Here is a 24685-nt window from a genome sequence, read left to right on the forward strand (position 1 = left end):
GTCGGCACCGTCGGTTCCGCCCCCTCTCCCGCTTGCGGGAGAGGGCTTCGCATCTTGGCGAGCGAAGCGAGGTTAGATGCGAAGGGTGAGGGTGCCTCTCTCTTCATCGATGAAGGGAAGAGCCCTCACCCCGGCCCTCTCCCGCGGAGCGGGAGAGGGGGGAACCCGGCGGTCGGGCTGGTCCCTCGACACATCGTCGGGCGCAGGTCCCGCGCAGCCGGTTCCGCCCCCTCTCCCGCCTGAGGGAGAGGGCTTCGCATCTTGGCGAGCGAAGCGAGGTTAGATGCGAAGGGTGAGGGTGCGCCTCTCGTCATCGATGAAGGGAAGAACCCTCACCCCGACCCTCTCCCGCGGAGCGGGAGAGGGGGGAGCCCGGCAGTCGGGCTGGTCCCCTGACAGATCGTCGGTCGCAGGTCTCCCCCATCCGCCCCGCGGCAGAGCGCTTCCGGCCCTGGCGTCGCCGGGCGTGCATGCGACGTGTGTCGCCTCTGATGCCCCTTCCGCCGATCCGGCCGAAGCGCTCGGCCGCTGGTCGATGGACCGTCGAATTCGAACCCCGTAGCGTCCTGCCGGCGCCGCTTCGCCCAGGCCGAGTCCCAAGAGGGCGCTGTCGGTCGCCGAGACGGCCACGGCATCGGGGCGGAGCCGGCGGACCCACGCCGAACCTAACTCTTCAGCGCGCCCCGCTTGGCGATGTCGAGGTCCGAGAGATAGCCGACGATGTCGTCCGAGGGCGCGCCGGTGGTGGTGACGAAGGCGTCGCGGCACGAACCGAGCGCGGTCGACCGCGCTTCCATCGCCTTGCGGACGGCCGCGAGCGTGGTGTTGGGCGCGACGTAGATCGCGGTGTCGTCGAGGATCGGCGCGATGGCAGGATCGCCGAGCAGGTCGGACAGCTTGATGTCAGCCGCCTGCGCGCCGGTCGCGGTCTTGCCGAGAACGAAGCGGTTGACGGTCGAATCGTGAATGACGCCGAGCCCCTTCCTGCCTTTCAGCACGATGACCCGGCTCAGCCCCTTGGCTTCGAACGTCTTGAGGATGTCGCCATAGAGCGGGCGGCCATCATCCTCGGGGGTCGACACGGTGAGCAATTTGTCGGCCGGGATCATCGCTTCTGCGGCCGCGATGCTGGTCAGGCGATCCGGCAGGGCCTCCTGAAGCAGAGCCTTGGTGTTCTGCGCCGCCGATTCGAAATTGTCGCGCGCGAAGTAAAACGCGATGACGGCACCGATCCAGGCACCGAGCAGAGGGAAAATCGCCGCAGAGAGCTTCTCGAGCTGTTCGAAGGCGGACTGGATGACGATCGTGTCGCTGCTCGGCCGGACGATCAGCCAGATCGTCGGACAGACCACCGCGCCGATCAGGATCCCGATCGCGACATAGCCGCCCCAGATGATCCGGTCGGCCACGCGTCCGCGTTCCACGGCGAGCGTTGCCTGGAGCGCGGCACCCGTCTGTCCGTCCTCTGCCATCGGCCCCTCCTCCGATGAGCGGAGGGTATATCATTCGGTTGGATTATCAAGAGTTGCGCCGAGGTCCGGCGCGGCCATGGACGCTTGCCCCTCGCGCGGCCGTGGCTAGAGTGGCGCGGCCTTTGACCTGCTTCGAGAGAGACGATGACGAAGACGCGCGTTGAAACGGACACGTTCGGCCCGATCGAGGTCGCGTCGGACCGCTATTGGGGCGCGCAGGCGCAGCGCTCGCTCGGCAATTTCAAGATCGGCTGGGAAAAGCAGCCGCTGCCCGTCGTCCGCGCGCTCGGCATCGTCAAGCGCGCCGCGGCCGAGGTCAATATGGCGCTCGGCCGGCTCGATCCGACGATCGGCGGCGCCATCGTCGCCGCGGCGCAGGAGGTGATCGAGGGCAAGCTCGACGATCATTTCCCGCTCGTCGTCTGGCAGACCGGCTCCGGCACCCAGTCGAACATGAACGCCAACGAGGTGATCTCGAACCGCGCGATCGAGATGCTCGGCGGCGCGATGGGCTCGAAGAAGCCGGTCCATCCGAACGACCACGTCAATATGAGCCAGTCGTCGAACGACACCTATCCGACCGCGATGCACGTCGCCTGCGCGGAGGAGATCGTCCACCGGCTGATCCCCGCCCTGCAGCAGCTGCGCAATGCGCTGAACGACAAGGCGCAGGCCTGGTCGACGATCATCAAGATCGGCCGCACCCACACCCAGGACGCCACGCCCCTGACGCTCGGCCAGGAGTTTTCCGGCTATACGCGGCAGGTCGAGAACGGCATCGCCCGCATCGAGCAGACCCTGCCGATGCTGATGCAGCTCGCCCAGGGCGGCACCGCGGTCGGCACCGGCCTCAACGCGCCGGTCGGCTTCGCCGAGATGGTGGCGGAGAAGATCGCCGCGATCACCGCGCTTCCCTTCACCTCCGCACCGAACAAGTTCGAGGCGCTCGCCGCGCACGACGCGATGGTGTTCAGCCACGGCGCGATCAACACGGTCGCCGCCTCGCTGTTCAAGATCGCCAACGACATCCGCTTCCTCGGCTCCGGCCCCCGTTCGGGCCTCGGCGAGCTCGCCCTGCCGGAGAACGAGCCCGGCTCCTCGATCATGCCGGGCAAGGTCAATCCGACCCAGTGCGAGGCACTCACGCAGGTCTGCGTGCAGATCTTCGGCAACCATGCCGCGCTCACCTTCGCCGGCAGCCAGGGCCATTTCGAACTCAACGTCTTCAACCCGGTGATGGCCTACAATTTCCTGCAGTCGGTGCGGCTGATGGCGGATGCCGCGGTGTCCTTCACCGAGAACTGCGTCGTCGGCATCGTGCCGCGCGAGGACAACATCAAGGCCGCGCTCGACCGGTCGCTGATGCTCGTCACCGCGCTCGCCCCCAAGATCGGCTATGACGCGGCGGCGAAGATCGCCAAGACCGCGCACAAGAACGGCACCACGCTGCGCGAGGAGGCGGTCGGCGGCGGCTATGTCAGCGACGCCGAGTTCGACGCGGTGGTCCGGCCGGAGGACATGATCGGGCCGAAGTGAACCTCCGATCCGACCGAAGACCCGGGCTCCAGGATGACGGGCCGATCTGATCGGCGGCGGGCTGTCCTCTCGCCTCTCGCGTGTTATCCTCGCGTCCGGCAAGGAGGTCCGCCATGACGGACATTCTCGACACCCGCGTCGACGAGCAACTGGTCGCCGAGGCGAAGCGCCTCGGCATCGATGTCGGCAGCGTGACCAATCGCGCGCTGCGGGACCAGATCGACAGGGTGCGCTTTCGCGAGGCGTGGCGCACGGCGAACCGCGAAGCGATCGCGGAGGCGAATGCCGAACTGGCGCGAAACGGCCTGTGGTCCGATGGGCTGCGGACGTTCTGATGCGGCAGTTCGACGTCTGCCGCCTGCGTCGAGACGACGAGACGCTCGTGGTGTTGTTGCAGCACGACGTGGCGGACGGACTGGACACGCGGATCGTCGCCCCGGTTTCCTTCCTGCCCTATCGGGACCTCGTTGGCGCGGTGCGGCTGGCGGTCGATGTCGCAGGCCGCACCGGCGTCGTGCTGGTCGACCGGCTCGCCGCCATCGAGTGCCGGAGCCTCGGGCCGGCCGTCGCCTCGATCGCCCATGAGCAAGACCGCCTGAAGCGGGCCATCGACCTGCTGTTCCTCGGTATCTGAGGCCGGAGCCTGACCCGCCATGACCGCCGACATCGTCAATCTGCGCGCCGCCCGCAAGGAGAAGGCGCGTGCGGCGCGGCGGGCCGAGGCGGCGCAGAACCGGGCGAAATTCGGCCGCTCGAAGGCGGAGCGCACGCTCGACGAGGCGCAACAGGAACGGGCGGCGCGGCGGCTCGACGGCCATAGCCTCCGGCCGGACGACAAGGGGGATGGCGGGGTGTGACGAAACGCTCGCTCTCGATCGCCGGGCACCGCACCTCGATCTCGCTCGAGGCGCCGTTCTGGGACGCGGCGAAGGCGATCGCGGCCGGGCACGGCCAGTCGCTCGCCGCCTTCGTCGCCGCGATCGATGCGGCGCGCGATCCGGCGGTCAACCTCTCCTCGGCCATCCGCATCGCCGTACTCGCGCATTATCGCGATTGCGCGGCTCCGGACCGTTGATCCGGAGCCCTCCGGTTCCCACTTTCCCAAGGCCGCGCATGGGCGCGGCTTTCGCTTGCCTCGCGGGCGGGGGGCCGCTACGCCTTCCGGGTCGCGCAAAGAACAAGGACGACAGATGCCCTGGAGCAACCAGACGGGCGGCGGTGGATGGAAGGGAGGCAATGGCGGCGGCCCATGGGGTCAAAGCCCGCGGGGCGGCGGAAGTTCCGGACCGCCCGACCTCGACGAAATCCTGCGCCGGAGCCAGGACCGTCTTCGCCGCGTGCTGCCGGGGGGCGGTGGCGGCACCAATCCCGCGCTCTTTGCGATCGTGGTGATCGCGATCGCCGCCTTCCTCGGCTACTCCTTCTTCACCTTCCGCGTCGAACCCGATGAGGTCGGCGTCGTGCTGCGCTTCGGCAAGGTCGAGCGCGAGCAGCCGCCGGGCCTCAACTGGCGTCTGCCCTATCCGATCGAGACGGTCGAGACGCCGAAGGTCACCCGCACCAATTCGGTGTCGGTCGGCATCGTCATGGTCGACGGCGCCGGCGGCGCGCAGGGCCGCGACGTCGAGGCGGAGAGCCTGATGCTGACCGGCGACGAGAACATCGTCGACATCGACTTCACCGTGTTCTGGCAGATCAAGGACGCGCGCGACTATCTCTTCAACATCCAGAATCCGGACGGCACCGTGAAGGCCGCCGCCGAGAGCGCGATGCGTGAAGTCGTCGGCCGCTCCGATATCCAGCCGATCCTCACCCAGGCCCGCCAGATCACCGAGACGCAGGTGCAGGATCTCCTGCAGGAGACGCTCGACGAATACGGCGCCGGCATCCAGATCAACCAGGTGCAGCTGCAGAAGGTCGATCCGCCCGCCGAGGTCATCGACGCCTTCCGCGACGTCCAGGCGGCCCGTGCCGACCAGGAACGCCTGCAGAACGAGGCGCAGACCTATGCCAACCGGGTGATCCCCGAGGCGCGCGGCCAGGCGGCGCAGATCGTCCAGGCGGCCAACGCCTATCGCGACCAGACGATCGCCGAGGCGCGCGGCCAGGCCGACCGCTTCGTCAAGGTGTTCGAATCCTATCGGGCGGCGCCCGACGTCACCCGCCGCCGCATCTATATGGAGACGATGGAGAAGGTGCTCGGCACCACGGAGAACGTGCTGATCGACGAGCGCGGCGCGGCCGAGAACGTCGTGCCCTATCTGCCGCTCGAGCCGCTCAACCGGACGCCCGCCGCGGCGCCGGCCACCGGAGGGCAGCCGTGATGCGTACCGTCTTCGGAACCGTCGGCGCGATCGTCGCCGCGGCGATCCTCATCGTGCTCTACCTTTCCTTCTTCATCGTCGACGTGCGGCAGCAGGCACTCGTCCTGCGCTTCGGCAATCCGGTCCGGGTCGTCACCGAGCCGGGTCTCGCCTTCAAGGTGCCGCTGATCGACAATGTCGTCTATATCGACAAGCGGGTGCTCGATCTCGACTCGCCGCCGCTCGAGGTGATCGCGTCGGATCAGAAGCGTCTCGTCGTCGACGCCTTCGGCCGCTTCCGCATCGTCGATCCGCTCTTGTTCTACCAGGCGGTCGGCACGGTGGACGTCGCCGAGACGCGGCTCTCCTCGGTGCTCAACTCCTCGGTCCGCCGGGTGCTCGGCGAGGTCACCTTCCAGGCCCTCGTGCGCGACCAGCGTGCGGCGCTGATGGACCGCATCACCCAGCAGGTGAATGGCGAGGCGCGCCGCTTCGGCATCTCGGTCGTCGACGTGAAGATCCGCCGCGCGGATCTGCCGGCGCAGAACAGCCAGGCGATCTTCCAGCGCATGCAGACCGAGCGTCAGCGCGAGGCGACGGAGATCCGCGCCGAAGGCGAGGAGGCGGCGCGCACCATCCGGGCGCAGGCCGACCGCCAGGCGACGGTGATCGTCGCCGAGGCGAACCGGCAGGCGGACGGGCTGCGCGGCGACGGCGAATCGCAGCGCAACACGATCTTCGCCGAGGCGTTCTCGCAGGACCCCGACTTCTTCGCCTTCTATCGTTCGATGGAAGCCTATTCGAAGGGGATCGGCACCGCCAAGACGCGCCTCGTGATCTCGCCGAAGTCGGAGTTCTTCCGCTACTTCGACAATCCGGCGGGCGGCGCTGCCGCGCTCGACCGGCCGGCGACGACATCGCAGGTGCCCGCGCGCGCCGCGGCAGGGGCCGGTTCGCCCGCTCCCGCCGAGGCGCCGTCGCCACCCGAGGCGCCGTCGCCGCCCGAGGCGTCGCCCGCTCCGGCTGAGGCACCGCCGGCCGAGCCCGCGCCCGTCGCGCCGCCGGCCGAAGGGCAGGCGGTGCCTGCGCCGGCCCAGTGAGCGAACTCGCCGTCGCGATCGGGCTGGTTCTGGCGATCGAGGGGACGCTCTATGCGGGCTTCCCCTCGGCCGCCAAGGCGATGATGCGCCAGGGCCTCGCGACGCCCGACGCGACCCTGCGCGCCGCCGGCCTCGCCGCGCTCGTTCTCGGCTTCGTCATCGTGCGGCTCGCCAAATGGTGACCGCATTGTCGGGAGAAGCTCGTGCCAGCCTCGCCGGCCGCGCTGCGGCCGGCGAAACCCTTGCGGAGGATTGGCTGATGGCCATGATGAAGACTGTGATCCGTCGGCTCGGGCTCGCCGCGGCGGCCGCCGGCGTGCTGGTGCTCGCCGCGCCGATCGCGCCGCCGGCGCTGGCGCGCGGTCCGGATTCCGTCGCCGACCTCGCCGAAGGGCTGATCGATTCGGTCGTCAACATCTCGACCTCGCAGACCGTCGCCGGCAGCCGCGGCGTGCCGCTGCCCGAGGTGCCGGACGGCTCGCCCTTCCAGGAATTCTTCGACGATTTCTTCAACCGGCAGCAGCAGCAGCCGGACAGCACGCCGCGCAAGGTCCAGTCGCTCGGTTCCGGCTTCGTCATCGACGCGTCGGGCATCATCATCACCAACAATCACGTGATCGAGGGCGCCGACGAGATCACCGCCAATTTCAACGACGGCACCAAGCTCAAGGCGACCGTGCTCGGCCATGACAGCAAGACCGATCTCGCCGTGCTGAAGGTCGAGCCGGCAAAGCCGCTCAAGGCGCTGAAGTTCGGCGATTCGGAGAAGCTGCGCGTCGGCGACTGGGTGATGGCGATCGGCAATCCGTTCGGCCTCGGCGGCACGGTGACGGTCGGCATCGTCTCGGCCCGCAACCGCGACATCAATTCCGGGCCGTATGACAATTTCATCCAGACCGACGCCGCGATCAATCGCGGCAATTCCGGCGGCCCGCTGTTCAACATGGACGGCGAGGTGATCGGCATCAACACGGCGATCATCTCGCCCTCCGGCGGCTCGATCGGCATCGGCTTCGCCGTGCCGTCCTCCTCGGCGATCAATGTCGTCGCGCAGCTGCGCGAATTCGGCGAGACGCGGCGCGGCTGGCTCGGCGTGCGCATCCAGCAGGTCACCGACGAGATCGCCGAGAGCCTCGGCCTCGGCCAGGCACGCGGCGCGCTCGTCGCCGGCGTCACCGAGGACGGCCCCGCGGCCGCCGCCGGCATCCAGCCGGGCGACGTCATCGTCTCCTTCGCCGGCCGGCCGGTCGTCCAGATGCGGGACCTGCCGCGCCTCGTCGCCGACGCCGAGATCGGCAAGGCGGTCGAGGTGGTGGTGGTGCGCAAGGGCGCCGAGGTGACGCTGAAGACGACGCCCGGGCGGCTCGAGGAGAATGACGAGGCCGCCGCAGCGGCGAGCTCGACGCCGCCGGCGGAGCCCGCCAAGCCGGCCGACCTCAAGGTGCTCGGCATGACCCTCGTCGACATGACGCCGGCGCTGCGCACCCAGTACGGCATCGCCCAGGCCGTGAACGGCGTCGTCGTCACGGCGGTCGAGCCGGGCTCGAGCGCCGCCGACAACGGCATCGAAGCCGGCAATGTGATCGTCGAGGTGGCGCAGGAGACCGTCGGCACGCTCGAGGACGTGCAGAAGCCGATCGAGGCGCGCCAGAAGGAGGGCGGCAAGCTCGTCCCGGTGCTCGTCGCCAACAAGGACGGCGACTTCCGCTACGTGGCGCTGCGCCTCGGCAACTGACCGGAACGGCGGCGCTGCGGCCTCATCCGAGGCTGCGGCGCCGCGCCGGCCCTCGTCGCGATTGACAAGGCGAGGCTTTCGCGCTGCACCATCCTTCCGGCTGAGAGAAGGACGGGCGGGATGGCGCAGCTTCATGACGTGATCGTCGTCGGCGTCGGCGGCATGGGTTCCGCCGCCTGCTGGCAGCTCGCCCGGCGCGGGCTGCGCGTGCTCGGCATCGAGCGCTTCGATATCGGCCATGCGATGGGCTCCTCGCACGGGCTCAACCGGATCATCCGCCTCGCCTATTTCGAGCACCCCTCCTATGTGCCGCTGCTGCGCCGCGCCTATGAGCTGTGGCGCGAGACCGAGCGGCTGCTCAGCCAGCGGCTCCTCTACGTCACCGGTTCGATCGATTCCGGCCCGGCCGGCAGCCGGGTGATCGAGGGCTCGCTCGCCTCCTGCCGCGAACACGACCTGCCGCACGAACTGCTCGATGCCGCCGAGACGGGGCGCCGTTTTCCCGGCTACCGCCTGCCCGAGGGTCATCTCGCCCTCCATCAGCCGGATGGCGGCTTCGTCGCTTCCGAGCGGGCGATTCTCGGCCATGTCGCGCTCGCGATCGGGGCGGGGGCGACCATTCACGGCCGCGAGAAGGTGCTCGCCGTCGAACCGAAATACGGCCGGGTGGAAGTCGTCACGGACCGCGCCCGCTACGAGGCGGGCCGCGTCGTCGTCGCGGCGGGCGGCTGGATCTCCGATCTGGTGCCGGAACTGCGCGACGGCCGCGCGGTGGCCGAGCGGCAGGTGCTCGGCTGGTTCCTGCCGAAGCGCCCGAGCCTCTTCACCATGGACCGCTTCCCGGTCTCCAATCTCGAGACCGAACTCGGCCATTTCTACCAGTTCCCGATCTGGGGCGTGCCGGGCTTCAAGATCGGGCTCTATCACCATCGCCATGAGACGGGCCATGCCGACGCGCTGTCGCGCGAGCCGACGCCGGCCGACGAGGCGCTGCTGCGCGCCGGGATCCGGCTCGCCTTCCCCGAGGCGGACGGCCCGACGCTGCGGCTTTCCGCCTGCCTCTTCACCAACACGCCGGACGAGCATTTCGTCGTCGACACGGCGCCCGGCGCACCGGAGATCGTCGTCGCCTCGCCCTGTTCGGGCCACGGCTTCAAATTCTCCTCGGTGATCGGCGAGATCATCGCCGACCTCGCCACCGGCCGCGACAGCCCGTTCGACCTGTCGCTGTTCCGGATGGGCCGGCTCGCGGCCTGAGGGCGCTCTTCGGGGGGAAGAAGAGCCCTCACCTTGGCGAAGGAAGGAAAGACCCTCACCCCGGCCCTCTCCCGCGGGGCGGGAGAGGGGGAACCCCAGCGTTGCGCTCGTTCTCCCCGCGCATGCTCGGTCGCAGGTCCGCGCAGCCGGCGCCGCTTCCCTCTCCCGCGGGGCGGGGAGAGGGGATCCCAAGCGTGGACCTCGCCTTTTCGACGCGTCTCGGCGTCAGGTCCGCGCAGCCGGCGCCGCCCCCTCTCCCGCTCGCGGGAGAGGGCTTCGCTTCTCGGCGAGCGAAGCGAGCCTAGACGCGAAGGGTGAGGGTCCTTTGGCTGGCCGGTTAAAGGCGGGAAGAAAGACCCTCACCCTACCCTCTCCCCACTCGGCTCGGCTGTTGCCGAGCCGAGCGCGGAAAAGGCGAAGTCGGCAACAGCCGACTTCGCCCGCGGGAGAGGGGATCCCGACCGTCGCATCGTCTATTCCGTCCAGGCGGCGCGGCGGTAGCCCTGGGCGTAGAGGAGGGCGGAGAGGTCGCCGCTCTTGATGCGGGCGGCCGCCTCGGCCGCCACTTTCGGCTTGGCGTGATAGGCGACGCCGAGGCCGGCGGCGCGGATCATCGCGAGATCGTTGGCGCCGTCGCCGATCGCGAGCGTCTCGGCGCGCGAAAGGCCGAGCCGGTTCGACAGTTCGATCAGGGCCGAAAGCTTCGCCTCCTGCCCGAGGATCGGTTCCTCGACCCGGCCGGCGAGCTTGCCGTCGGCATGGACGAGCACATTCGCCCGGTTCTCGTCGAAACCGATGCGCGCCGCGACCGGGCCGGTGAAGAGGGTGAAGCCGCCGGAGACGAGTGCCGTGTAGGCGCCGTGCGCCCGCATGGTGCGCACGAGCGCCGTGGCGCCCGGCGAGAGCGTGATCCGCTCGGCGAGCAGGGTGTCGATGACGCCGAGGGGAAGGCCGGCGAGCAGCGCCACCCGTTCGCGCAGCGCCGGCTCGAAGGCGATCTCGCCGCGCATCGCGCGCTCGGTGATCGCCGCGACATGCGGCTTCAGCCCGACCATGTCGGCGAGCTCGTCGATGCATTCCTGGCCGATCATGGTCGAATCCATGTCGGCGATCAGCAGCCGCTTGCGGCGGCTCGCGAGCGGCTGGACGATCACGTCGACCGGATCATCGGCGACGATCGCCTCGAGGAGGCCGGCGATCGCCGCGGCTTCCGCCGGCGCGGCCGTGAAGAGGAGGTCGACGGCGCGGCCCTCGTCGAGCGTCTCGGCGCGCAGGTCGGGACGGTCGGCGCGTGCCCGGCCGAGCGCCCCGGCGAGCGCCCCGGATGCGCCCGCGCGTGCTATCAGGGTCGCGACATGGGCGGCATCTTCGGCTTGGGACGGCATGAACTCGATCGACCTCGATGCGGCGCGGAGGGCGCGCGCGGTCCTGATAGCGGGGCCGACCGCGAGCGGCAAGTCGGCGCTGGCGCTCGAACTCGCCGAGCGGCTGGGCGGCACGGTGGTGAACGCCGATTCGATGCAGGTCTATGACGGCCTGCGCATCCTGACCGCGCGTCCGGGCCGAGAGGAGGAGGCGCGGGTGCCGCACGCGCTCTATGGCCATGTCGATCCGGCGCGCCGCTATTCGGTCGCGCAGTGGCGGGAGGACCTCGCCGCGCTGCTGCAGAGCCTTCGGACGGAGGGACGGCCCCCCGTCGTCGTCGGCGGCACCGGCCTCTATTTCATGGCGCTGACCGAGGGGCTCGCCGCCGTGCCGCCGATCGACCCGGCGATCCGCGATGCGGTCGCGGCGCGGGCGGCGGAGGAGCCGCTCGCCGCGCTCCATGCCGCGCTCGCCGCGCGGGATCCGGAGGGCGCGGCGCGCATCCGGCCGACCGACCGGACCCGTGTGCTGCGCGCCCTCGAAGTGGTCGAGGCGACCGGCCGGCCGCTCGCCGCCTGGCACGCCGAAGCCGGCGCGGCGCCGCTCGTCGCGCCGGCCGAGGCCTTCCGCCTCGTTCTCGATCCGCCGCGCGACCTCCTCTACCGCCGGATCGGCGACCGCTTCGCGGCGATGCTCGAGGCCGGCGCGCTCGGCGAGGTGGAGGCGTTCCTGGCGCGCGGGCTCGATGCCGAGCTGCCGGCGATGAAGGCCGTGGGCTTGCGCGAACTGGGGCTCGCGCTCGCCGGCGGGATCGGAATCGAGGAGGCGGCGGCGCGCGCCGCGATGGAAACCCGCCGCTATGCCAAGCGTCAGGGCACCTGGCTGCGCAATCGGATGGCGGATTGGCCGCGACTTCGGTAAAGATGACAGGGCTACGACGCGGCATCACCATCCCGAATCAGCAGAGTTGACGAGAGTCGGCGCGCTCGGGTGCGGGACGGCGAGGCCGCGGACGTCCCCGTCTGTCGCCCTCGAGTATCGCGATGCCCATGCTGCGGAGCCCGGAGAAGGCCCTGTACGTCGATCCCCCCGCCGCACCCGGTCTCGCGATCTTCGATCTCGCGCCGATGTCGCTCTGGCTGGAAGACTATAGCGGCGTCAAGGCCTTGCTCGATTTCTGGCGGGATGGCGGGGTGACCGATCTCGCCGCGCATCTGCGCGCCGACCCGGAACGGGTGAAGAGCTCCGCCCGCGAAATCCGGGTCGTCGACGTCAACCGGGCGACGCTCGAGCTCTATGAGGCGCCGGATCGCGACACGCTGGTGGCCCGGCTCGGCGACGTGCTGCGCGACGACATGCTCGGGACGCATGCCGAGGAGCTCGTGCAGCTCTGGAACGGCCGGCTCGATTTTATGAGCAACGCCGTCAACTATACATTGTCGGGCCGGCGGCTCGATACGCAGCTGAAGGGCCGCATTCTTCCGGGTTATGAGCACGACTGGAGCCGTGTTCTGGTGGCGATCGACGACGTTTCGGAGCGCGAGCGTTCCCGGCGCCGGCTGGCGGCGAGCGAGGCCTATGCGCGCGGCCTGTTCAGCCATTCGCCGGTCTCGCTCTGGGTCGAGGATTTTTCGGCCGTCAAGCGGCTGCTCGACGATGCCCGGGCGCGCGGCATCAGCGATCTGCGCGTCTTCACGGACGTCCATCCGGAATTCATCCAGCGCTGCATGAGCGAGATCCGTGTGCTCGACGTCAACCGGCACACGCTCGAGCTGTTCCGCGCGCCGGACCTGCAGACGCTCCTCTTGCGCCAGCGCGACATCTTCCGCGACGGCATGGAACAGCCCTTCCGCGAGCAGCTGATCGACCTGTGGAACGGCAAGCTGTTCCAGAGCCGCGAGGTGGTGAACTATTCGCTCGAGGGCGACGAACTCTATCTCCACCTGCAGTTCTCCGTCCTGCCGGACCATGAGACGGACTGGTCGCTCGTCCAGGTCGCGCTGACCGACATCACGGCGCGCAAGAAGGCGGAGGCCTATCTCGAATTCCTCGGCAAGCACGACGTGCTGACGAAGCTCCACAACCGCTCCTTCTATGTCGACGAACTGTCGCGGCTGGAGCGGAAGGGGCCTTGGCCGATCTCGGTGATCATCGCCGACCTCAACGGGCTCAAGGACACCAATGACCGGTTCGGCCACGCGTTCGGCGACGATCTGCTGCGGCGGGCGGGCGAGGTGCTCGGCAAGCTCGTCGAGGCGCCGCGCTATGCCGCGCGCATCGGCGGCGACGAGTTCGCCATCCTTCTGCCCGGTGCGGACGAGGCGGAGACGCGCAAGGTGATCGAGGATTTCGACCGGCTCCTCGATCTCAACAATCACTTCTATTCGGCGATCCCGCTCTCCTTCGCGGTCGGCGCGGCGACCGCGCACGGCCGCGGCGAGCGGCTCGAGGAGATCGTCAAGCGGGCCGACGCGCTGATGTACGAAAGGAAGCGGCTCCATCATGCGGAGCGCGAGCAGGGGGCGGCGCGGCGCGCTTCGACCCTCGACTAATTTCCGCAAATATGGGCTTTCCTTCGCGCAATTTTCTTCCCCGGGGCTTGACCCGGTGAAGGGCGTGGGACTATGGTCCCGCCAGTTCCAGAACAGAGGGCCGGACATGATCCGCCGCTTCATTCTCGTACTTAGAAGGCGCACGAACGCGATGGCATGAGCCGTCGACCCGATCGTGCGCTGAAATGGGCCCTTCGAGGGCCTTTTTTATTGGCCGTTTCAAAGGATTGCGGCGCGACCGGCAAGCCGGCCGCCGCGTGGAGTGAAGGCGATGACGCGACAGATGACGGGCGCGGAGATGGTCGTCCAGGCTCTGATCGATCAGGGCGTCGAGCATATTTTCGGCTATCCGGGCGGCGCCGTGCTGCCGATCTATGACGAGATCTTCCAGCAGGAGAAGGTCCAGCACATCCTCGTCCGCCACGAGCAGGGTGCCGGCCATGCGGCCGAGGGCTATGCCCGCTCGACCGGCAAGGTCGGCGTCGCGCTCGTCACCTCGGGGCCGGGGGCGACCAATATGGTGACCCCGCTCACCGACGCGCTGATGGATTCGATCCCGATGGTCTGCATCACCGGCCAGGTGGCGACCCATCTGATCGGTTCGGACGCCTTCCAGGAATGCGACACCGTCGGCATCACCCGGCCCTCGACCAAGCACAACTGGCTGGTCAAGGACGTCAACGATCTCGGCCGCATCCTGCACGAGGCCTTCTATGTCGCGCGGTCCGGCCGGCCCGGCCCGGTCGTCGTCGACATTCCGAAGGACGTCCAGTTCGCCACCGGCACCTATCACGGGCCGCAGAATGTCGAGCACAAGACCTATCATCCGCAGGTCCGCGGCGACATCGGCCGGATCCGCGCCGCGGTCGAACTGATGGCGCGCGCGAAGAAGCCGGTCTTCTATACCGGCGGCGGCGTCGTCAATTCCGGTCCCGAGGCGACGCGGCTGCTGCGCGAGCTGGTCGCCGCGACGGGCTTCCCGGTGACCTCGACGCTGATGGGGCTCGGCGCCTATCCGGCTTCGGGCGAGAACTGGCTCGGCATGCTCGGCATGCACGGCACCTATGAAGCGAACAACGCGATGCACGATTGCGACGTGATGATCGCGATCGGCGCGCGCTTCGACGACCGCATCACCGGCCGGCTCGACGCCTTCTCGCCGGGCTCGAAGAAGATCCACATCGACATCGACCCGTCCTCGATCAACAAGAACGTCCGTGTCGACATCGGCATTCTGGGCGATGTCGCCCATGTGCTCGAGGACATGCTGGCGATCTGGAAGGAGAGCGGCCACAAGGCGGACGAGAAGGCGCTCGCCGGCTGGTGGGGCGAGATCGACCGATGGCGCGCCCGCCGGAGCCTCGCCTACCGCCAGTCGGGCGAGACGATCATGCCGCAATACGCGATCCAGCGGCTCTACGAGAAGACCAGGGACCGCAAGACCTTCATCACCACGGAGGTCGGCCAGCACCAGATGTGGGCGGCGCAGTTCTACGGCTTCGAGGAGCCGAACCGCTGGATGACCTCGGGCGGCCTCGGCACGATGGGCTATGGCCTGCCGGCGGCGATCGGGGCGCAGACCGCGCATCGCGACGCGCTCGTCATCGACATCGCCGGCGATGCCTCGATCCTGATGAACATGCAGGAGATGTCGACCGCCGTGCAGCACGAGCTGCCGGTCAAGGTCTTCATCCTCAACAACCAGTATATGGGCATGGTCCGGCAGTGGCAGCAGCTCCTGCACGGCAACCGGCTGTCGCATTCCTATACCGAGGCGCTGCCCGACTTCGTCAAGCTCGCCGAGGCCTATGGCGGCATCGGCATCCGGGCGGAGAAGGCCTCCGAGCTCGACGACGCGATCGATGCGATGATCGCGGCGAAGGGGCCGGTGCTGTTCGACTGCCGCGTCGCCAATCTCGCCAACTGCTTCCCGATGATCCCCTCGGGCAAGGCGCACAACGAGATGCTGCTGCCGGAAGACGCGACCGACGCGGCGATCGCCGAGGCGATCGACGCGGAAGGCCGCGCCCTGGTGTAGGGAAAGGAAGGCGAGGCCCTCACCCCCGAGCGGGGGAGGCCCTCACCCTAACCCTCTCCCGCAAGCGGGAGAGGGGATTATGGTGCTCTGGTTCCGAGGCCCCGCGAAAGCGAAGAGCCTCCCTCTCCCGCTCGCGGGAGAGGGCCGGGGTGAGGGCCCGGAACGAAACGAACGGGAAGCTGGAGACGGAAAGACGATGCAGCCGGGGTCGGTCTACGCGATCAAGGAGGGCAAGGATCGAACCGAGCAGCACACGCTGTCGATCCTCGTCGACAATGAGCCCGGCATTCTCGCCCGGGTGATCGGCCTCTTCTCGGGCCGGGGCTACAATATCGAGAGCCTGACGGTTTCCGAGACCGAGCACGAGAAGCACCGCTCGCGCATCACCGTGGTGACGAACGGCTCGCCGGCGGTGATCGAGCAGATCAAGGCGCAGCTCGAGCGCATGGTCCTCGTCCACCGCGTCACCGATCTCACCGTGACCGGCCGCTCGATCGAGCGGGAACTCGCGCTCATCAAGGTGCGCGGCTCCGGCGACGCGCGCGTCGAGGCGCTGCGGCTCGCCGACGCCTTCCGTGCCCGGGTGATCGACGCGACGACCGAGAGCTTCGTCTTCGAACTGACCGGCCGGACCGACAAGATCGACCAGTTCCTCCTCCTGATGCAGCCGCTCGGCCTCGTCGAGGTGTCGCGCACCGGCGTCGCGGCGATCGCCCGCGGCCCGGAGGCGATGTAGCTGGCGGGGGAACCGCCCCGGATATACATCGTCTATCCGAAGGAGGGCCGATCATGCGCGTCAAGCTGGCGAAATGGGGCAACAGCCTCGCCGTGCGCATTCCGAAGAAGCTCGCCGAGCGGCTGGACCTGAAGGAAGGGACCGAGCTCGACGTCGACGTCGCGGGCCTGCGCGGCCTGCGGATGGCGGCGGTGGGCGGCGCGGCTCCGAAGACGCTCGACGAATTGTTCGCCGAGGCCGAGCGGACCGGGCCGCTCGAGCCCCCGGCGCTCGTCGACTGGGGTCCCGACCGGGGCAATGAGCGATGGCCGGACGAGGACTGGAGCGACATCGCGCCCACGGATGAGGAAATGAGAAGCCTCCATGCCAACGATCAACGGACGCGTTCCGGAAGCCGGTGATCTGATCTGGATCGACCTCGGCGCGCCCGTAGGTCACGAACAGGGCGGCCGCCGACCGGCCGTGGTGCTTACACCGGCGGCCTACAACGCGCGCTCCTCGGTCCTCGTCGTCTGTCCCATCTCGCGGACGGGTGGTCCTTGGCCGTTCAAGGTCGCATTCGCCATTCCCGGATCGGTGGCCGGATATGTCCTGTTCCACCAGCTTCGGGTCATCGATCCCGTGGCGCGGCCGTGTAAGCACTCCGGCCGGATTCCCGAGGATGCGTTCGCCGAGGTCCGTCGCGGACTGGTCGGCCTGTTCGAACTGGGTGAGGGACTGACCTGACGTTGCCAGCCCGTTCCTCTCCCGCTAGAAACGCCCCGGATTTTCGCCGTCACCGTCCCCAAAATCCCGAACCAAACATCGAAAAGGGAAGAACCCCCATGCGCGTCTATTACGATCGCGATGCCGATCTCAACCTCGTCAAGTCCCGCAAGGTCGCGATCATCGGCTATGGCAGCCAGGGTCGCGCGCATGCGCTCAACCTCAAGGACTCCGGCGTCCAGAACGTCGCGATCGCGCTGCGCCCGGGTTCGACCACCGCGCTGAAGGCCGAGGCCGACGGCTTCAAGGTGCTGTCGGTGGCCGAAGCCGCGGCCTGGGCCGATCTGATGATGATGGCGACGCCCGACGAGCTGCAGGCCGACATCTATCGCGACCACATCGCCGACCACATCCGCGACGGTGCGGCGATCGCCTTCGCGCACGGGCTCAACGTGCATTTCGGCCTGATCGAACCGAAGAAGACCGTCGACGTGATCATGATCGCGCCGAAGGGCCCGGGCCATACGGTGCGCGGCGAATACCAGAAGGGCGGCGGCGTGCCCTGCCTCGTCGCGATCCATCAGGACGCCTCGGGCAATGCGCTCGACATCGCGCTCTCCTATGCCTCGGGCGTCGGCGGCGGCCGGTCGGGCATCATCGAGACGAACTTCAAGGAAGAGTGCGAGACCGATCTGTTCGGCGAGCAGGTCGTGCTCTGCGGCGGCCTCGTCGAGCTGATCCGGGCCGGCTTCGAGACGCTCGTCGAGGCGGGCTATGCCCCCGAGATGGCCTATTTCGAGTGCCTCCACGAAGTGAAGCTGATCGTCGACCTCATCTATGAGGGCGGCATCGCCAACATGAACTACTCGATCTCCAACACCGCCGAGTGGGGCGAATACGTCACCGGCCCGCGCATCGTCACCGACGAGACGAAGGCGGAGATGAAGCGCGTGCTGAAGGACATCCAGACCGGCAAGTTCACCTCGGACTGGATGCAGGAATACAGGGCCGGCGCGGCGAAGTTCAAGGCGACCCGCCGCCTCAACGACGCGCACCAGATCGAAGAGGTCGGCGAGCGGCTGCGCGGCATGATGCCGTGGATCGCCAAGAACAAGCTGGTCGACAAGACCCGCAACTGAGGTCTGCGCGCGGCCGGCTCCTGCGAACGGAGCCGGCTGCCGAAGGCCGATCGAAAAAAGCCCCGCGGGAGCGATCCCGCGGGGCTTTTTGCCGGCTTGCGTCGTGCCGATCAATCGTAGGGGCTGATGCAGCGCCGCTCGTAACCGTCATAGCCGATGAAGGTGTCGCTGCGCGGATCGTAGCTGCGGTAGCGGTCGAGGCACCAGTCCACATGGTCCCGCCAGGCGGCGCGCGCATAACGCGGCGGCGGATAATCGCGGGCGTAGCGGGGCGGCGGCACCTCGCGGTCATAGCCGGGCGATGCGGCGAGGGCGCCGATGCCGAGGCCGAGAATGGCGCCGGCGGCGAGGCCGGCCGCGAGATCGCCGCCGCCATGGTGGCGATGATGATGGCGGTCGTGGCGCCAGTAGGGATCGGCCGAGGCCGAACCCGCCGTCGCGGCGATGGCGGACACTCCGATGAGGGCGGCGAGGGCCGCTGTGGCGATCTTCTTCATTTGCCTCTCCTGCGGGAGAACGAATGCTGATCTTTTACGTCCCGGAAGCTGAACGGCGGCTGAATGCATCCTGGCGCAGGCGTGGCGAAAACGCGGCGCCGGGTCGGGGGTGCCCTCGTGATCCCGCGCGGACGGCGTGTTAGAGGGAGGCCTTCAGCAATCCCGGAGGATCCATGAGCCGCCGCCGCTATGTCGTTCTCGACGTGTTCACCGACCGGCCGCTCGCCGGCAACGGCCTCGCCGTCGTGCTCGATGCGGAGGATCTCGACACGGCGCGCATGCAGGCGATCGCCGCCGAGTTCAACCTCGCCGAGACCGTCTTCGTCCTGCCGCCGGAACGGCCGCCGGTGCACGCCGCCAAGGTGCGGATCTTCACGCCGCAGCACGAAATGCCCTTTGCCGGGCATCCGACGGTCGGCACCGCCGTGCTCCTCGCGCTCGACGCCGCGCGGCCGGAGGCTGCGACCGGAGCGGCGGTGATCGTGCTCGAGGAGCCGGTCGGGCCGATCCGCTCGGCCGTCGCCGTCGAGGGGCAGGGGATCGGCTATGCCGTCTTCGACGTGCCGCGCGTGCCGGAACCGGTCGGCGCGGCGCTCGACCGCGAGGCGGTCGCCGCGGCGCTCGGCCTGCTGCCGGCCGAGATCGGCTTCGAGAACCACCGCCTGTCGTCGTTTTCGGCCGGCGCGCCCTATGTCTTCGTGCCGGTTCGCGACCGCGCGGCGCTGTCGCGCGCCATGCCGATCGGGCCGGCCTGGAAGCGCGCCTTCCCGACGGTTTCCTCCGCCTATCTCTACACCCGCGACACCGTCTCGGCGGAGAGCGCTTTCCACGCCCGCATGTTCTGGGGCGGCACGACCGAGGACCCGGCGACCGGCTCGGCGGCCGCGGCGCTCGCCGGTGTCGTCCACGCCTTCGACCGGCCGCCGGCGGGCACCCACCGCTATGTCATCGAGCAGGGCTTCGCGATGGGCCGGCCGAGCCTGATCACGCTCGAGATCGACATCGAGGGCGGCGCGATCGATGCGGCGCGGATCGGCGGGCGGGCGATCGTCGTGGCGCGGGGCGAACTGCTCCTTTGAACTCTTCCATGCTAGGGTCTCCTTGCGCACGGAGGGGGCCATGGCCGACGACATCCTGCTGATCCTGCATTTCGTCGGGCTCGCGCTCGGCTTCGCCGGCGGCATCGCCTCGGGCCTCTCGATGCGGCTCGCCCGCGCGGCGGAGCCGGAGGGTGCCGCGGCGCTCCGGCAGATCCCGCCGATCGCCGCGAAGATCTCGGCGGCCGGCCTCGTCCTCCTCTGGCTGACCGGGGTCATTCTGGTCTTCACGCGGTGGAACGGCTTCGGCGCGCTGCCGGTGCTGTTCTGGGTCAAGTTCGCCTTCGTGCTGGCGCTCACCGCGCTCGTCGGCGTCGTCGAGGCGACGCATGCGCGGCTGAAGCGGACGGGCGACGCGGCGCTGCGCGGTCGGCTCGCCAAGCTCGGGCCGCTCTCCGGCCTCGCAGCGCTCGGGGCGCTGATCTTCGCCGTCCTCGCCTTTCACTAGCGAGCGACTTCTCACGAGCGAGCGACTTCGCCTTTCGCGAGCGGCGTCGCACGAGCGGCTTGCGCCCGCGCCGCGCCTTCGCTTAAAAGATTTCCCGTCCGGCCTTTCGCGCCGGGCCAGTCAGTTCTCCGGCGGGTCTTCCGCCGATCCGACGATGCCGATGACCAGGACGGAACGCCCCTTCGCCGCCGCCGCCACGCCGACCCCGGTCGGCGCGCCGGCGTGCGCCTGCGTTCTCCTTTCCGGCCTTCTTCTCCTTACGAGCCCCTGAGCGCCGGCCGGCCGCATCTGCGGACGGGCGTTCAGGGGAGCGACGACGACGAACCCAGAGCTGCACGCCCGCGCTGAGCGACTCGCGACCGGGCGACCCGAGAGGAAGACCGATGACCACCGAAGCCGGCTCCGCCGAAACCTCGTCCGCGCGCGAGCGCATCTACATCTTCGACACCACGCTGCGCGACGGCGAACAGTGCCCCGGCGCCTCGATGACCTTCGAGGAGAAGCTCGAGGTCGCCGAACTGCTCGAGGAGATGGGCGTCGACATCATCGAGGCGGGTTTCCCGATCGCGAGCCAGGGCGATTTCGAGAGCGTGCTCGAGATCGCGAGGCGGGCCGGGGACGTGACGATCGCCGGCCTCGCCCGCGCCATTCCGGCCGATATCGCGCGCGCCGGCGAGGCGGTGAAGCCCGCCCGGCGCGGCCGCATCCACACCTTCGTCTCGACCTCGCCGATCCATCTGGCGCATCAGATGAAGAAGTCGGAGAGCGAGGTGCTCGAGATCATCGCCCGCACGGTGGCGCAGGCGCGCAACCTCGTCGAGGACGTCGAGTGGTCGGCGATGGACGCCACCCGCACGCCGGTCGAGTATCTGGTGCGCTGCGTCGACACCGCGATCCGCGCCGGCGCGACGACGATCAACCTGCCCGATACGGTCGGCTATGCCGTGCCGGAGGAATATGCCGCGATGTTCCGCGAGGTGCGCGAGCGCGTGGCCGATTCCGACAAGGCGATCTTCTCGGTGCACTGCCACGACGATCTGGGCCTCGCGGTCGCCAATTCGCTCGCCGGCATCGCCGGCGGCGCGCGGCAGGTCGAATGCACCATCAACGGCCTCGGCGAGCGCGCCGGCAATGCGGCGCTCGAGGAAGTGGTGATGGCGATCCGCACCCGCGGCGACGTGATGCCCTACGAGACCCGCGTCGAGACCCGCATGCTGACCCGCGCCTCGAAGCTCGTCTCGAACGTCTCCGCCTTCCCGGTCCAGTACAACAAGGCGATCGTCGGCCGGAACGCCTTCGCGCACGAGAGCGGCATCCACCAGGACGGCATGCTGAAGAACGCCTCGACCTACGAGATCATGACGCCCGAAACGGTCGGCGTGAAGGCGACCTCGCTCGTCATGGGCAAGCATTCCGGCCGCCACGCCTTCCGCGAGAAGCTGAAGGAGCTGGGTTACGAACTGGGCGACAACCAGCTCGAAGACGCCTTCAAGCGGTTCAAGGATCTCGCCGACCGCAAGAAGCACGTCTATGACGAGGACATCGAGGCGCTGGTCGGCGACGAGGTGGCGGTCGCGGCCGAGCGCGTCCGGGTGCTCGCGCTGACGGTCATCGCCGGCACGGGCGGACCGCAGAAGGCGATCATCACCCTCGACATCGAGGGCAACCACGTCACCAAGGAGGCGACCGGCAACGGCCCGGTCGACGCCACCTTCAACGCCATCAAGGCGATCGTGCCGCACGAGGCGAGGATGTCGCTCTATCAGGTGCACGCCGTCACCGAAGGCACGGACGCGCAGGCCGAGGTCTCGGTCCGGCTCGAGGAAGGCGACAAGGCGGTGACCGGCCGCGGCGCCGACCCCGACACCATGGTGTCCTCGGCGAAGGCCTATATCTCGGCGCTCAACAAGCTGACCGCCAAGCGCGGCCGCCAGCACGCCCAGGCCGCTGCGAGCGCCTGAGCGCCCTCAACCCAACCCTCTCCCCACTCGGCTCGGCTGTTGCCGAGCCGAGTGGGGAAAAGGCGAAGTCGGCAACAGCCGACTTCGCCGGCGGGAGAGGGGGCGGGTCGCTCTCCTGGGGCGCGCGTCGCTCTCCTTTCGCCGCTGATGAGTCACGGTCAGACGGCCGGGTTCCCCTCTCCCGCTTGCGGGAAAGGGCTTTCGGACTCGGCGCCGCAGGGCGCGCAAGCGGCCGAGATGCCTAGGGTGAGGGCCGCTCATTTCGCCCGGCGAAGGAAGGGCCCTCACCCCGACCCTCTCCCGCGGGGCGGGAGAGGGGGCGGGTCGCTCTCTTGGGGGCTCGTCGCTCTCCTAGGGGGCGCGTCGCTCTCCTTGGGGGCTTGCCGCTCTTGCCGCCACACTGCAAGAATGCCAGCGGGGGTTGCGATCCCTCTCCCGCTCCGCGGGAGAGGGCAGGGTGAGGGCTCTTCCTTGGACGCTGCGACGGAGCGGGCGAGGCGGTTGCGGAGGGATCAGACAGAGGCCGAGCGCCGGCTCTGGTACCGGCTGCGCGATCGGCGTCTGGGCGGCTGGAAGTTCCGGCGCCAGATCCCGGTCGACCGCTACATCCTCGACTTTCTCTGCAAGGAAGCGGCGCTTGCGGTCGAACTCGACGGCGGCCAGCATTCGGAATTTCGCGCGGCCTACGACCGGGAACGAACGGAGCGGCTCGAACGGCTCGGCCTTCGCGTCATGCGGTTCTGGAACGTCGATGTGCTCACCAACATGGACGGCGTGCTCGACGTGATCCTCATTGCCTGCGAGGAGGGTGCCCGGACCCTCGAGCGAAGCACGGAGGAGGGGGGAAGGAAGAGCCCTCACCCCCGCCCTCTCCCCACTCGGCTCGGCAACAGCCGAGCCGAGTGGGAAGAGGGTAGGGTGAGGACCCTCAGCCCATCCGGCGCTTCGCCGCCGCGCTCGGGGGCAGATCGGTCGGGTCGGGGTGGAACTGGAACAGCCAGGTCTCGCTCAGCGCCTGGTCGCCACGGCGCAGATACATGCGCAGGTCGACCGGCTGCGCGTCCTCCGGCTTCAGATCGAAGATCACCCGCCAGCGCGGCGTGCCGACGACCGGCAGGGCGTAGGTGTTGATGATGGTGCCCGAGCTCGCGCTCACCGAGGCGTCGACGCCGTCCTTCTGGCCGAGCGCGGCGATGCCGCCGCCTTCGAAATCGACGGCGAACTTCGTCACCCCCTTCGGACGGGGCTGGCCCGGAACGCCGCCCATGCCGGTGCGGGTGGCGACGACGCGCGCGGCCGTGGGCGGGAAGGGCTCCTCCGCCACCCAGTGCAGACGATAGTCGATCGCGAGCGCATCGCCCTTCTCGACCGGCTTCGCCGGCACCCAATAGGCGACGATGTTGTCGTGGATCTCGTCATCGGTCGGGATCTCGACGAGTTGCACGGCACCGGCACCCCAGCCGCCGCGCGGCTCGATCCACACCGAGGGGCGCTTGTCGTAGAACACGCCGTCGTCCTGGTAATGGTCGAAATTGCGGTCCCGCTGCAGGAGGCCGAAGCCGCGCGGATCGGAATCGACGAAGCTCGAGGTCATCACCCGCGGCGGATTGTTGAGCGGGCGCCACAGCCGCTCGCCGGCGCCGGTCCAGATCGCGAGGCCGTCGGCGTCGTGGATCTCCGGCCGCCAGTCCGGCGCCTTCTCCTTGTCGGTCTCGGAATACCAGAACATGCTCGTCAGCGCCGCGAGGCCGACCCGCGCGATCGCCCGCCGGGCGAAGAAGCGGGCGCTGATGTCCATCACCACCTTCTTGTCGCGCGACATGTCCATGCGCAGCGCCCCGGTGATGCTCTCGCCGTCCATCAGGCAGTAGACGACGAGCGTGCCGGTCTCCGAAGGCGCGAAGAAGAAGTCGGTGAAGCGGGGGAATTCCTCCGGCTGCGGCATGGCGCAGTTGATCGCCACCGCCCGGGCGGAGAGGCCGTACTGATCGAGCTCGCCCGAGGAGCGGAAATAGGCCGCGCCGAGGAAGGCGACCCAGTCGCGCTCCGGCTCGGCATCCGGATCCATGACGCGGAAGCCGGCAAAGCCGATATCGCCGGGAAGGAGCCGGGCCGGACTGTCCTTCGGGATGTCGAAGAAGTCCGGCCGATAGAGCAGGCTGCGGGACTCGCCGGCATCGACGAGATGGATGCCGACCGGCTGCTTGAAGAACTTGCCGAGGTGGAAGAAGCGGATCGGCGCCTTGCCGCCGGCGATCGTCAGCGTGTGATCGTTGCGGAAGCGGATCTTCCAGTGGTCTTCATAGTCGATCTTCTCGAGCACCGCCCCGTCGCGGACCGGCGTCGGCGCGTAGGGCGCGGCGGCCATGGTGCGGGCGCGTTCGACGAGCCCATCGAAGCTGAAGGGGGCCGCCGGTCCGAAGGTGAGCGGCGAGGCCGCGGCGCTGGCCTCGGCGGCATGGGCGACGAGCGGCAGTTCGAGGCCGAGCGCCGCGAGGCCGGCGAGGACGGTGCGGCGAGAGATGTCAGGCGTCATGAGACGGGATCCGAAGCATTCGTCGGTGAATTCGCGCAGAAGCGGATGTCAGCTAGCGGAAGACGCGACGTGACGCCAGATCGTCGTGATCGTCTCCCCTGCGTCACGAGGCGCCTTCGTCTGCGGCGGCCCCGTCCCTCGCGCGCCGGAGAATCCCCGGCACTTTCCGCGGCGCCCGCGGCGCCGCTCCGGCCAAGAAAAAGGCCGC

At 69.0% G+C, this 24685-nt stretch carries 24 protein-coding genes and 1 pseudogene; 21 read left to right on the top strand and 4 right to left on the bottom strand.

The genetic code is table 11. The features are described from left to right. Positions 1-665: 665 nt before the first annotated feature. Positions 666-1472 (bottom strand): putative PII-like signaling protein, encoded by an 807-nt coding sequence (locus GGQ63_RS20160; protein ID WP_183858424.1) that lies wholly within the window; start codon positions 1470-1472, stop codon positions 666-668. Between the two features lie 144 nt (positions 1473-1616). Here GGQ63_RS20160 and fumC point away from each other — a divergent pair, with 144 nt between their 5' ends. The 10 genes from fumC to solA all read left to right on the top strand — a co-directional run bounded on the left by fumC (position 1617) and on the right by solA (position 9403). Beyond that, complete coding sequence (fumC, locus tag GGQ63_RS20165; RefSeq protein ID WP_183858425.1) at positions 1617-3008, top strand: class II fumarate hydratase; 1392 nt, start codon at positions 1617-1619, stop codon at positions 3006-3008. A gap of 113 nt (positions 3009-3121) precedes the next feature. Further along, complete coding sequence (locus GGQ63_RS20170; RefSeq protein WP_183858426.1) at positions 3122-3343, top strand: type II toxin-antitoxin system CcdA family antitoxin; 222 nt, start codon at positions 3122-3124, stop codon at positions 3341-3343. Further along, entirely contained in the window at positions 3343-3642 is a 300-nt protein-coding gene (locus GGQ63_RS20175) for a CcdB family protein (protein ID WP_183858427.1), read from the top strand. Before GGQ63_RS20170 ends, GGQ63_RS20175 begins: the two co-directional genes overlap by 1 nt. 19 nt (positions 3643-3661) lie before the next feature. Continuing rightward, positions 3662-3865 (top strand): DUF4169 family protein, encoded by a 204-nt coding sequence (locus GGQ63_RS20180; protein ID WP_183858428.1) that lies wholly within the window; start codon positions 3662-3664, stop codon positions 3863-3865. Next, complete coding sequence (locus tag GGQ63_RS20185; RefSeq protein ID WP_183858429.1) at positions 3862-4083, top strand: ribbon-helix-helix domain-containing protein; 222 nt, start codon at positions 3862-3864, stop codon at positions 4081-4083. Before GGQ63_RS20180 ends, GGQ63_RS20185 begins: the two co-directional genes overlap by 4 nt. 115 nt (positions 4084-4198) lie before the next feature. Further along, positions 4199-5332 (top strand): FtsH protease activity modulator HflK, encoded by a 1134-nt coding sequence (gene hflK, locus GGQ63_RS20190; protein WP_183858430.1) that lies wholly within the window; start codon positions 4199-4201, stop codon positions 5330-5332. After that, positions 5332-6411 (top strand): protease modulator HflC, encoded by a 1080-nt coding sequence (hflC, locus tag GGQ63_RS20195; RefSeq protein ID WP_183858502.1) that lies wholly within the window; start codon positions 5332-5334, stop codon positions 6409-6411. The genes hflK and hflC overlap by 1 nt, the downstream gene beginning before the upstream one ends. After that, entirely contained in the window at positions 6408-6593 is a 186-nt protein-coding gene (locus tag GGQ63_RS20200; protein WP_183858431.1) for a DUF2065 family protein, read from the top strand. The genes hflC and GGQ63_RS20200 overlap by 4 nt, the downstream gene beginning before the upstream one ends. 77 nt (positions 6594-6670) lie before the next feature. Next, complete coding sequence (locus tag GGQ63_RS20205) at positions 6671-8146, top strand: DegQ family serine endoprotease (RefSeq protein WP_183858432.1); 1476 nt, start codon at positions 6671-6673, stop codon at positions 8144-8146. A gap of 120 nt (positions 8147-8266) precedes the next feature. Beyond that, a complete protein-coding gene (gene solA / locus GGQ63_RS20210) occupies positions 8267-9403 on the top strand; it encodes an N-methyl-L-tryptophan oxidase (RefSeq protein ID WP_183858433.1) in 1137 nt (378 codons plus the stop codon). A gap of 473 nt (positions 9404-9876) precedes the next feature. On the opposite strand, the gene serB is transcribed toward solA, so the two are convergent. After that, positions 9877-10788, bottom strand: a complete 912-nt coding sequence (serB, locus tag GGQ63_RS20215) for a phosphoserine phosphatase SerB (RefSeq protein WP_183858434.1) — start codon at positions 10786-10788, stop codon at positions 9877-9879. Here serB and miaA point away from each other — a divergent pair. From miaA to ilvC, 7 genes are all read left to right on the top strand, one after another. Further along, a complete protein-coding gene (gene miaA, locus GGQ63_RS20220) occupies positions 10787-11689 on the top strand; it encodes a tRNA (adenosine(37)-N6)-dimethylallyltransferase MiaA (RefSeq protein ID WP_183858435.1) in 903 nt (300 codons plus the stop codon). The two genes, serB and miaA, sit on opposite strands and share 2 nt — an antisense overlap. 128 nt (positions 11690-11817) lie before the next feature. Then, positions 11818-13320 (top strand): sensor domain-containing diguanylate cyclase, encoded by a 1503-nt coding sequence (locus GGQ63_RS20225; protein ID WP_183858503.1) that lies wholly within the window; start codon positions 11818-11820, stop codon positions 13318-13320. Positions 13321-13591: 271 nt separating this feature from the next. After that, on the top strand, positions 13592-15358 hold the full coding sequence (locus GGQ63_RS20230; RefSeq protein ID WP_183858436.1) for an acetolactate synthase 3 large subunit: 1767 nt from the start codon (positions 13592-13594) through the stop codon (positions 15356-15358). A 196-nt stretch (positions 15359-15554) separates the two neighbouring features. After that, a complete protein-coding gene (gene ilvN, locus GGQ63_RS20235; RefSeq protein WP_183858437.1) occupies positions 15555-16094 on the top strand; it encodes an acetolactate synthase small subunit in 540 nt (179 codons plus the stop codon). A 53-nt stretch (positions 16095-16147) separates the two neighbouring features. After that, complete coding sequence (locus GGQ63_RS20240) at positions 16148-16495, top strand: AbrB/MazE/SpoVT family DNA-binding domain-containing protein (RefSeq protein WP_183858438.1); 348 nt, start codon at positions 16148-16150, stop codon at positions 16493-16495. Beyond that, a complete protein-coding gene (locus tag GGQ63_RS20245) occupies positions 16458-16820 on the top strand; it encodes a type II toxin-antitoxin system PemK/MazF family toxin (RefSeq protein ID WP_183858439.1) in 363 nt (120 codons plus the stop codon). The genes GGQ63_RS20240 and GGQ63_RS20245 overlap by 38 nt, the downstream gene beginning before the upstream one ends. A gap of 98 nt (positions 16821-16918) precedes the next feature. Further along, positions 16919-17938 (top strand): ketol-acid reductoisomerase, encoded by a 1020-nt coding sequence (gene ilvC / locus GGQ63_RS20250; protein WP_183858440.1) that lies wholly within the window; start codon positions 16919-16921, stop codon positions 17936-17938. Between the two features lie 110 nt (positions 17939-18048). Here the strand turns inward: ilvC and GGQ63_RS20255 are convergent, their stop codons facing one another. Then, positions 18049-18435, bottom strand: a complete 387-nt coding sequence (locus GGQ63_RS20255) for a BA14K family protein (RefSeq protein ID WP_183858441.1) — start codon at positions 18433-18435, stop codon at positions 18049-18051. Between the two features lie 173 nt (positions 18436-18608). Between GGQ63_RS20255 and GGQ63_RS20260 the strand changes: the two genes are divergently transcribed. From GGQ63_RS20260 to GGQ63_RS20275, 4 genes and pseudogenes are all read left to right on the top strand, one after another. Further along, a complete protein-coding gene (locus GGQ63_RS20260) occupies positions 18609-19514 on the top strand; it encodes a PhzF family phenazine biosynthesis protein (protein ID WP_183858442.1) in 906 nt (301 codons plus the stop codon). Between the two features lie 40 nt (positions 19515-19554). Further along, positions 19555-19980 (top strand): hypothetical protein, encoded by a 426-nt coding sequence (locus GGQ63_RS20265; protein ID WP_183858443.1) that lies wholly within the window; start codon positions 19555-19557, stop codon positions 19978-19980. 383 nt (positions 19981-20363) lie between these two features. Further along, entirely contained in the window at positions 20364-21941 is a 1578-nt protein-coding gene (locus tag GGQ63_RS20270) for a 2-isopropylmalate synthase (RefSeq protein WP_183858444.1), read from the top strand. Positions 21942-22349: 408 nt separating this feature from the next. Then, positions 22350-22730: pseudogene (locus GGQ63_RS20275) on the top strand (endonuclease domain-containing protein); the annotation flags it as partial. A 139-nt stretch (positions 22731-22869) separates the two neighbouring features. Here GGQ63_RS20275 and GGQ63_RS20280 read toward each other — a convergent pair. Further along, entirely contained in the window at positions 22870-24477 is a 1608-nt protein-coding gene (locus GGQ63_RS20280; protein WP_183858445.1) for an OpgD/OpgG family glucan biosynthesis protein, read from the bottom strand. Between the last annotated feature and the right edge of the window lie 208 nt (positions 24478-24685).

The sequence above is a fragment of the Prosthecomicrobium pneumaticum genome (assembly GCF_014199915.1).
Classification (GTDB): Bacteria; Pseudomonadota; Alphaproteobacteria; order Rhizobiales; family Kaistiaceae; genus Prosthecomicrobium; species Prosthecomicrobium pneumaticum.

What these genes read in the sequence shown, in the direction of transcription:
- ilvC (WP_183858440.1), top strand. Translation starts at nt 16,919, where the DNA reads ATGCGCGTCTATTACGATCGCGATGCCGATCTCAACCTCGTCAAGTCC.
- GGQ63_RS20230 (WP_183858436.1), top strand. Translation starts at nt 13,592, where the DNA reads ATGACGCGACAGATGACGGGCGCGGAGATGGTCGTCCAGGCTCTGATC.
- GGQ63_RS20205 (WP_183858432.1), top strand. Translation starts at nt 6,671, where the DNA reads ATGGCCATGATGAAGACTGTGATCCGTCGGCTCGGGCTCGCCGCGGCG.
- GGQ63_RS20175 (WP_183858427.1), top strand. Translation starts at nt 3,343, where the DNA reads ATGCGGCAGTTCGACGTCTGCCGCCTGCGTCGAGACGACGAGACGCTC.
- GGQ63_RS20245 (WP_183858439.1), top strand. Translation starts at nt 16,458, where the DNA reads ATGCCAACGATCAACGGACGCGTTCCGGAAGCCGGTGATCTGATCTGG.
- fumC (WP_183858425.1), top strand. Translation starts at nt 1,617, where the DNA reads ATGACGAAGACGCGCGTTGAAACGGACACGTTCGGCCCGATCGAGGTC.
- GGQ63_RS20225 (WP_183858503.1), top strand. Translation starts at nt 11,818, where the DNA reads ATGCTGCGGAGCCCGGAGAAGGCCCTGTACGTCGATCCCCCCGCCGCA.
- GGQ63_RS20240 (WP_183858438.1), top strand. Translation starts at nt 16,148, where the DNA reads ATGCGCGTCAAGCTGGCGAAATGGGGCAACAGCCTCGCCGTGCGCATT.
- ilvN (WP_183858437.1), top strand. Translation starts at nt 15,555, where the DNA reads ATGCAGCCGGGGTCGGTCTACGCGATCAAGGAGGGCAAGGATCGAACC.
- GGQ63_RS20265 (WP_183858443.1), top strand. Translation starts at nt 19,555, where the DNA reads ATGGCCGACGACATCCTGCTGATCCTGCATTTCGTCGGGCTCGCGCTC.
- miaA (WP_183858435.1), top strand. Translation starts at nt 10,787, where the DNA reads ATGAACTCGATCGACCTCGATGCGGCGCGGAGGGCGCGCGCGGTCCTG.
- serB (WP_183858434.1), bottom strand. Translation starts at nt 10,788, where the DNA reads ATGCCGTCCCAAGCCGAAGATGCCGCCCATGTCGCGACCCTGATAGCA.
- GGQ63_RS20255 (WP_183858441.1), bottom strand. Translation starts at nt 18,435, where the DNA reads ATGAAGAAGATCGCCACAGCGGCCCTCGCCGCCCTCATCGGAGTGTCC.
- hflK (WP_183858430.1), top strand. Translation starts at nt 4,199, where the DNA reads ATGCCCTGGAGCAACCAGACGGGCGGCGGTGGATGGAAGGGAGGCAAT.
- GGQ63_RS20270 (WP_183858444.1), top strand. Translation starts at nt 20,364, where the DNA reads ATGACCACCGAAGCCGGCTCCGCCGAAACCTCGTCCGCGCGCGAGCGC.
- GGQ63_RS20280 (WP_183858445.1), bottom strand. Translation starts at nt 24,477, where the DNA reads ATGACGCCTGACATCTCTCGCCGCACCGTCCTCGCCGGCCTCGCGGCG.
- GGQ63_RS20160 (WP_183858424.1), bottom strand. Translation starts at nt 1,472, where the DNA reads ATGGCAGAGGACGGACAGACGGGTGCCGCGCTCCAGGCAACGCTCGCC.
- GGQ63_RS20180 (WP_183858428.1), top strand. Translation starts at nt 3,662, where the DNA reads ATGACCGCCGACATCGTCAATCTGCGCGCCGCCCGCAAGGAGAAGGCG.
- GGQ63_RS20170 (WP_183858426.1), top strand. Translation starts at nt 3,122, where the DNA reads ATGACGGACATTCTCGACACCCGCGTCGACGAGCAACTGGTCGCCGAG.
- hflC (WP_183858502.1), top strand. Translation starts at nt 5,332, where the DNA reads ATGCGTACCGTCTTCGGAACCGTCGGCGCGATCGTCGCCGCGGCGATC.
- GGQ63_RS20260 (WP_183858442.1), top strand. Translation starts at nt 18,609, where the DNA reads ATGAGCCGCCGCCGCTATGTCGTTCTCGACGTGTTCACCGACCGGCCG.
- solA (WP_183858433.1), top strand. Translation starts at nt 8,267, where the DNA reads ATGGCGCAGCTTCATGACGTGATCGTCGTCGGCGTCGGCGGCATGGGT.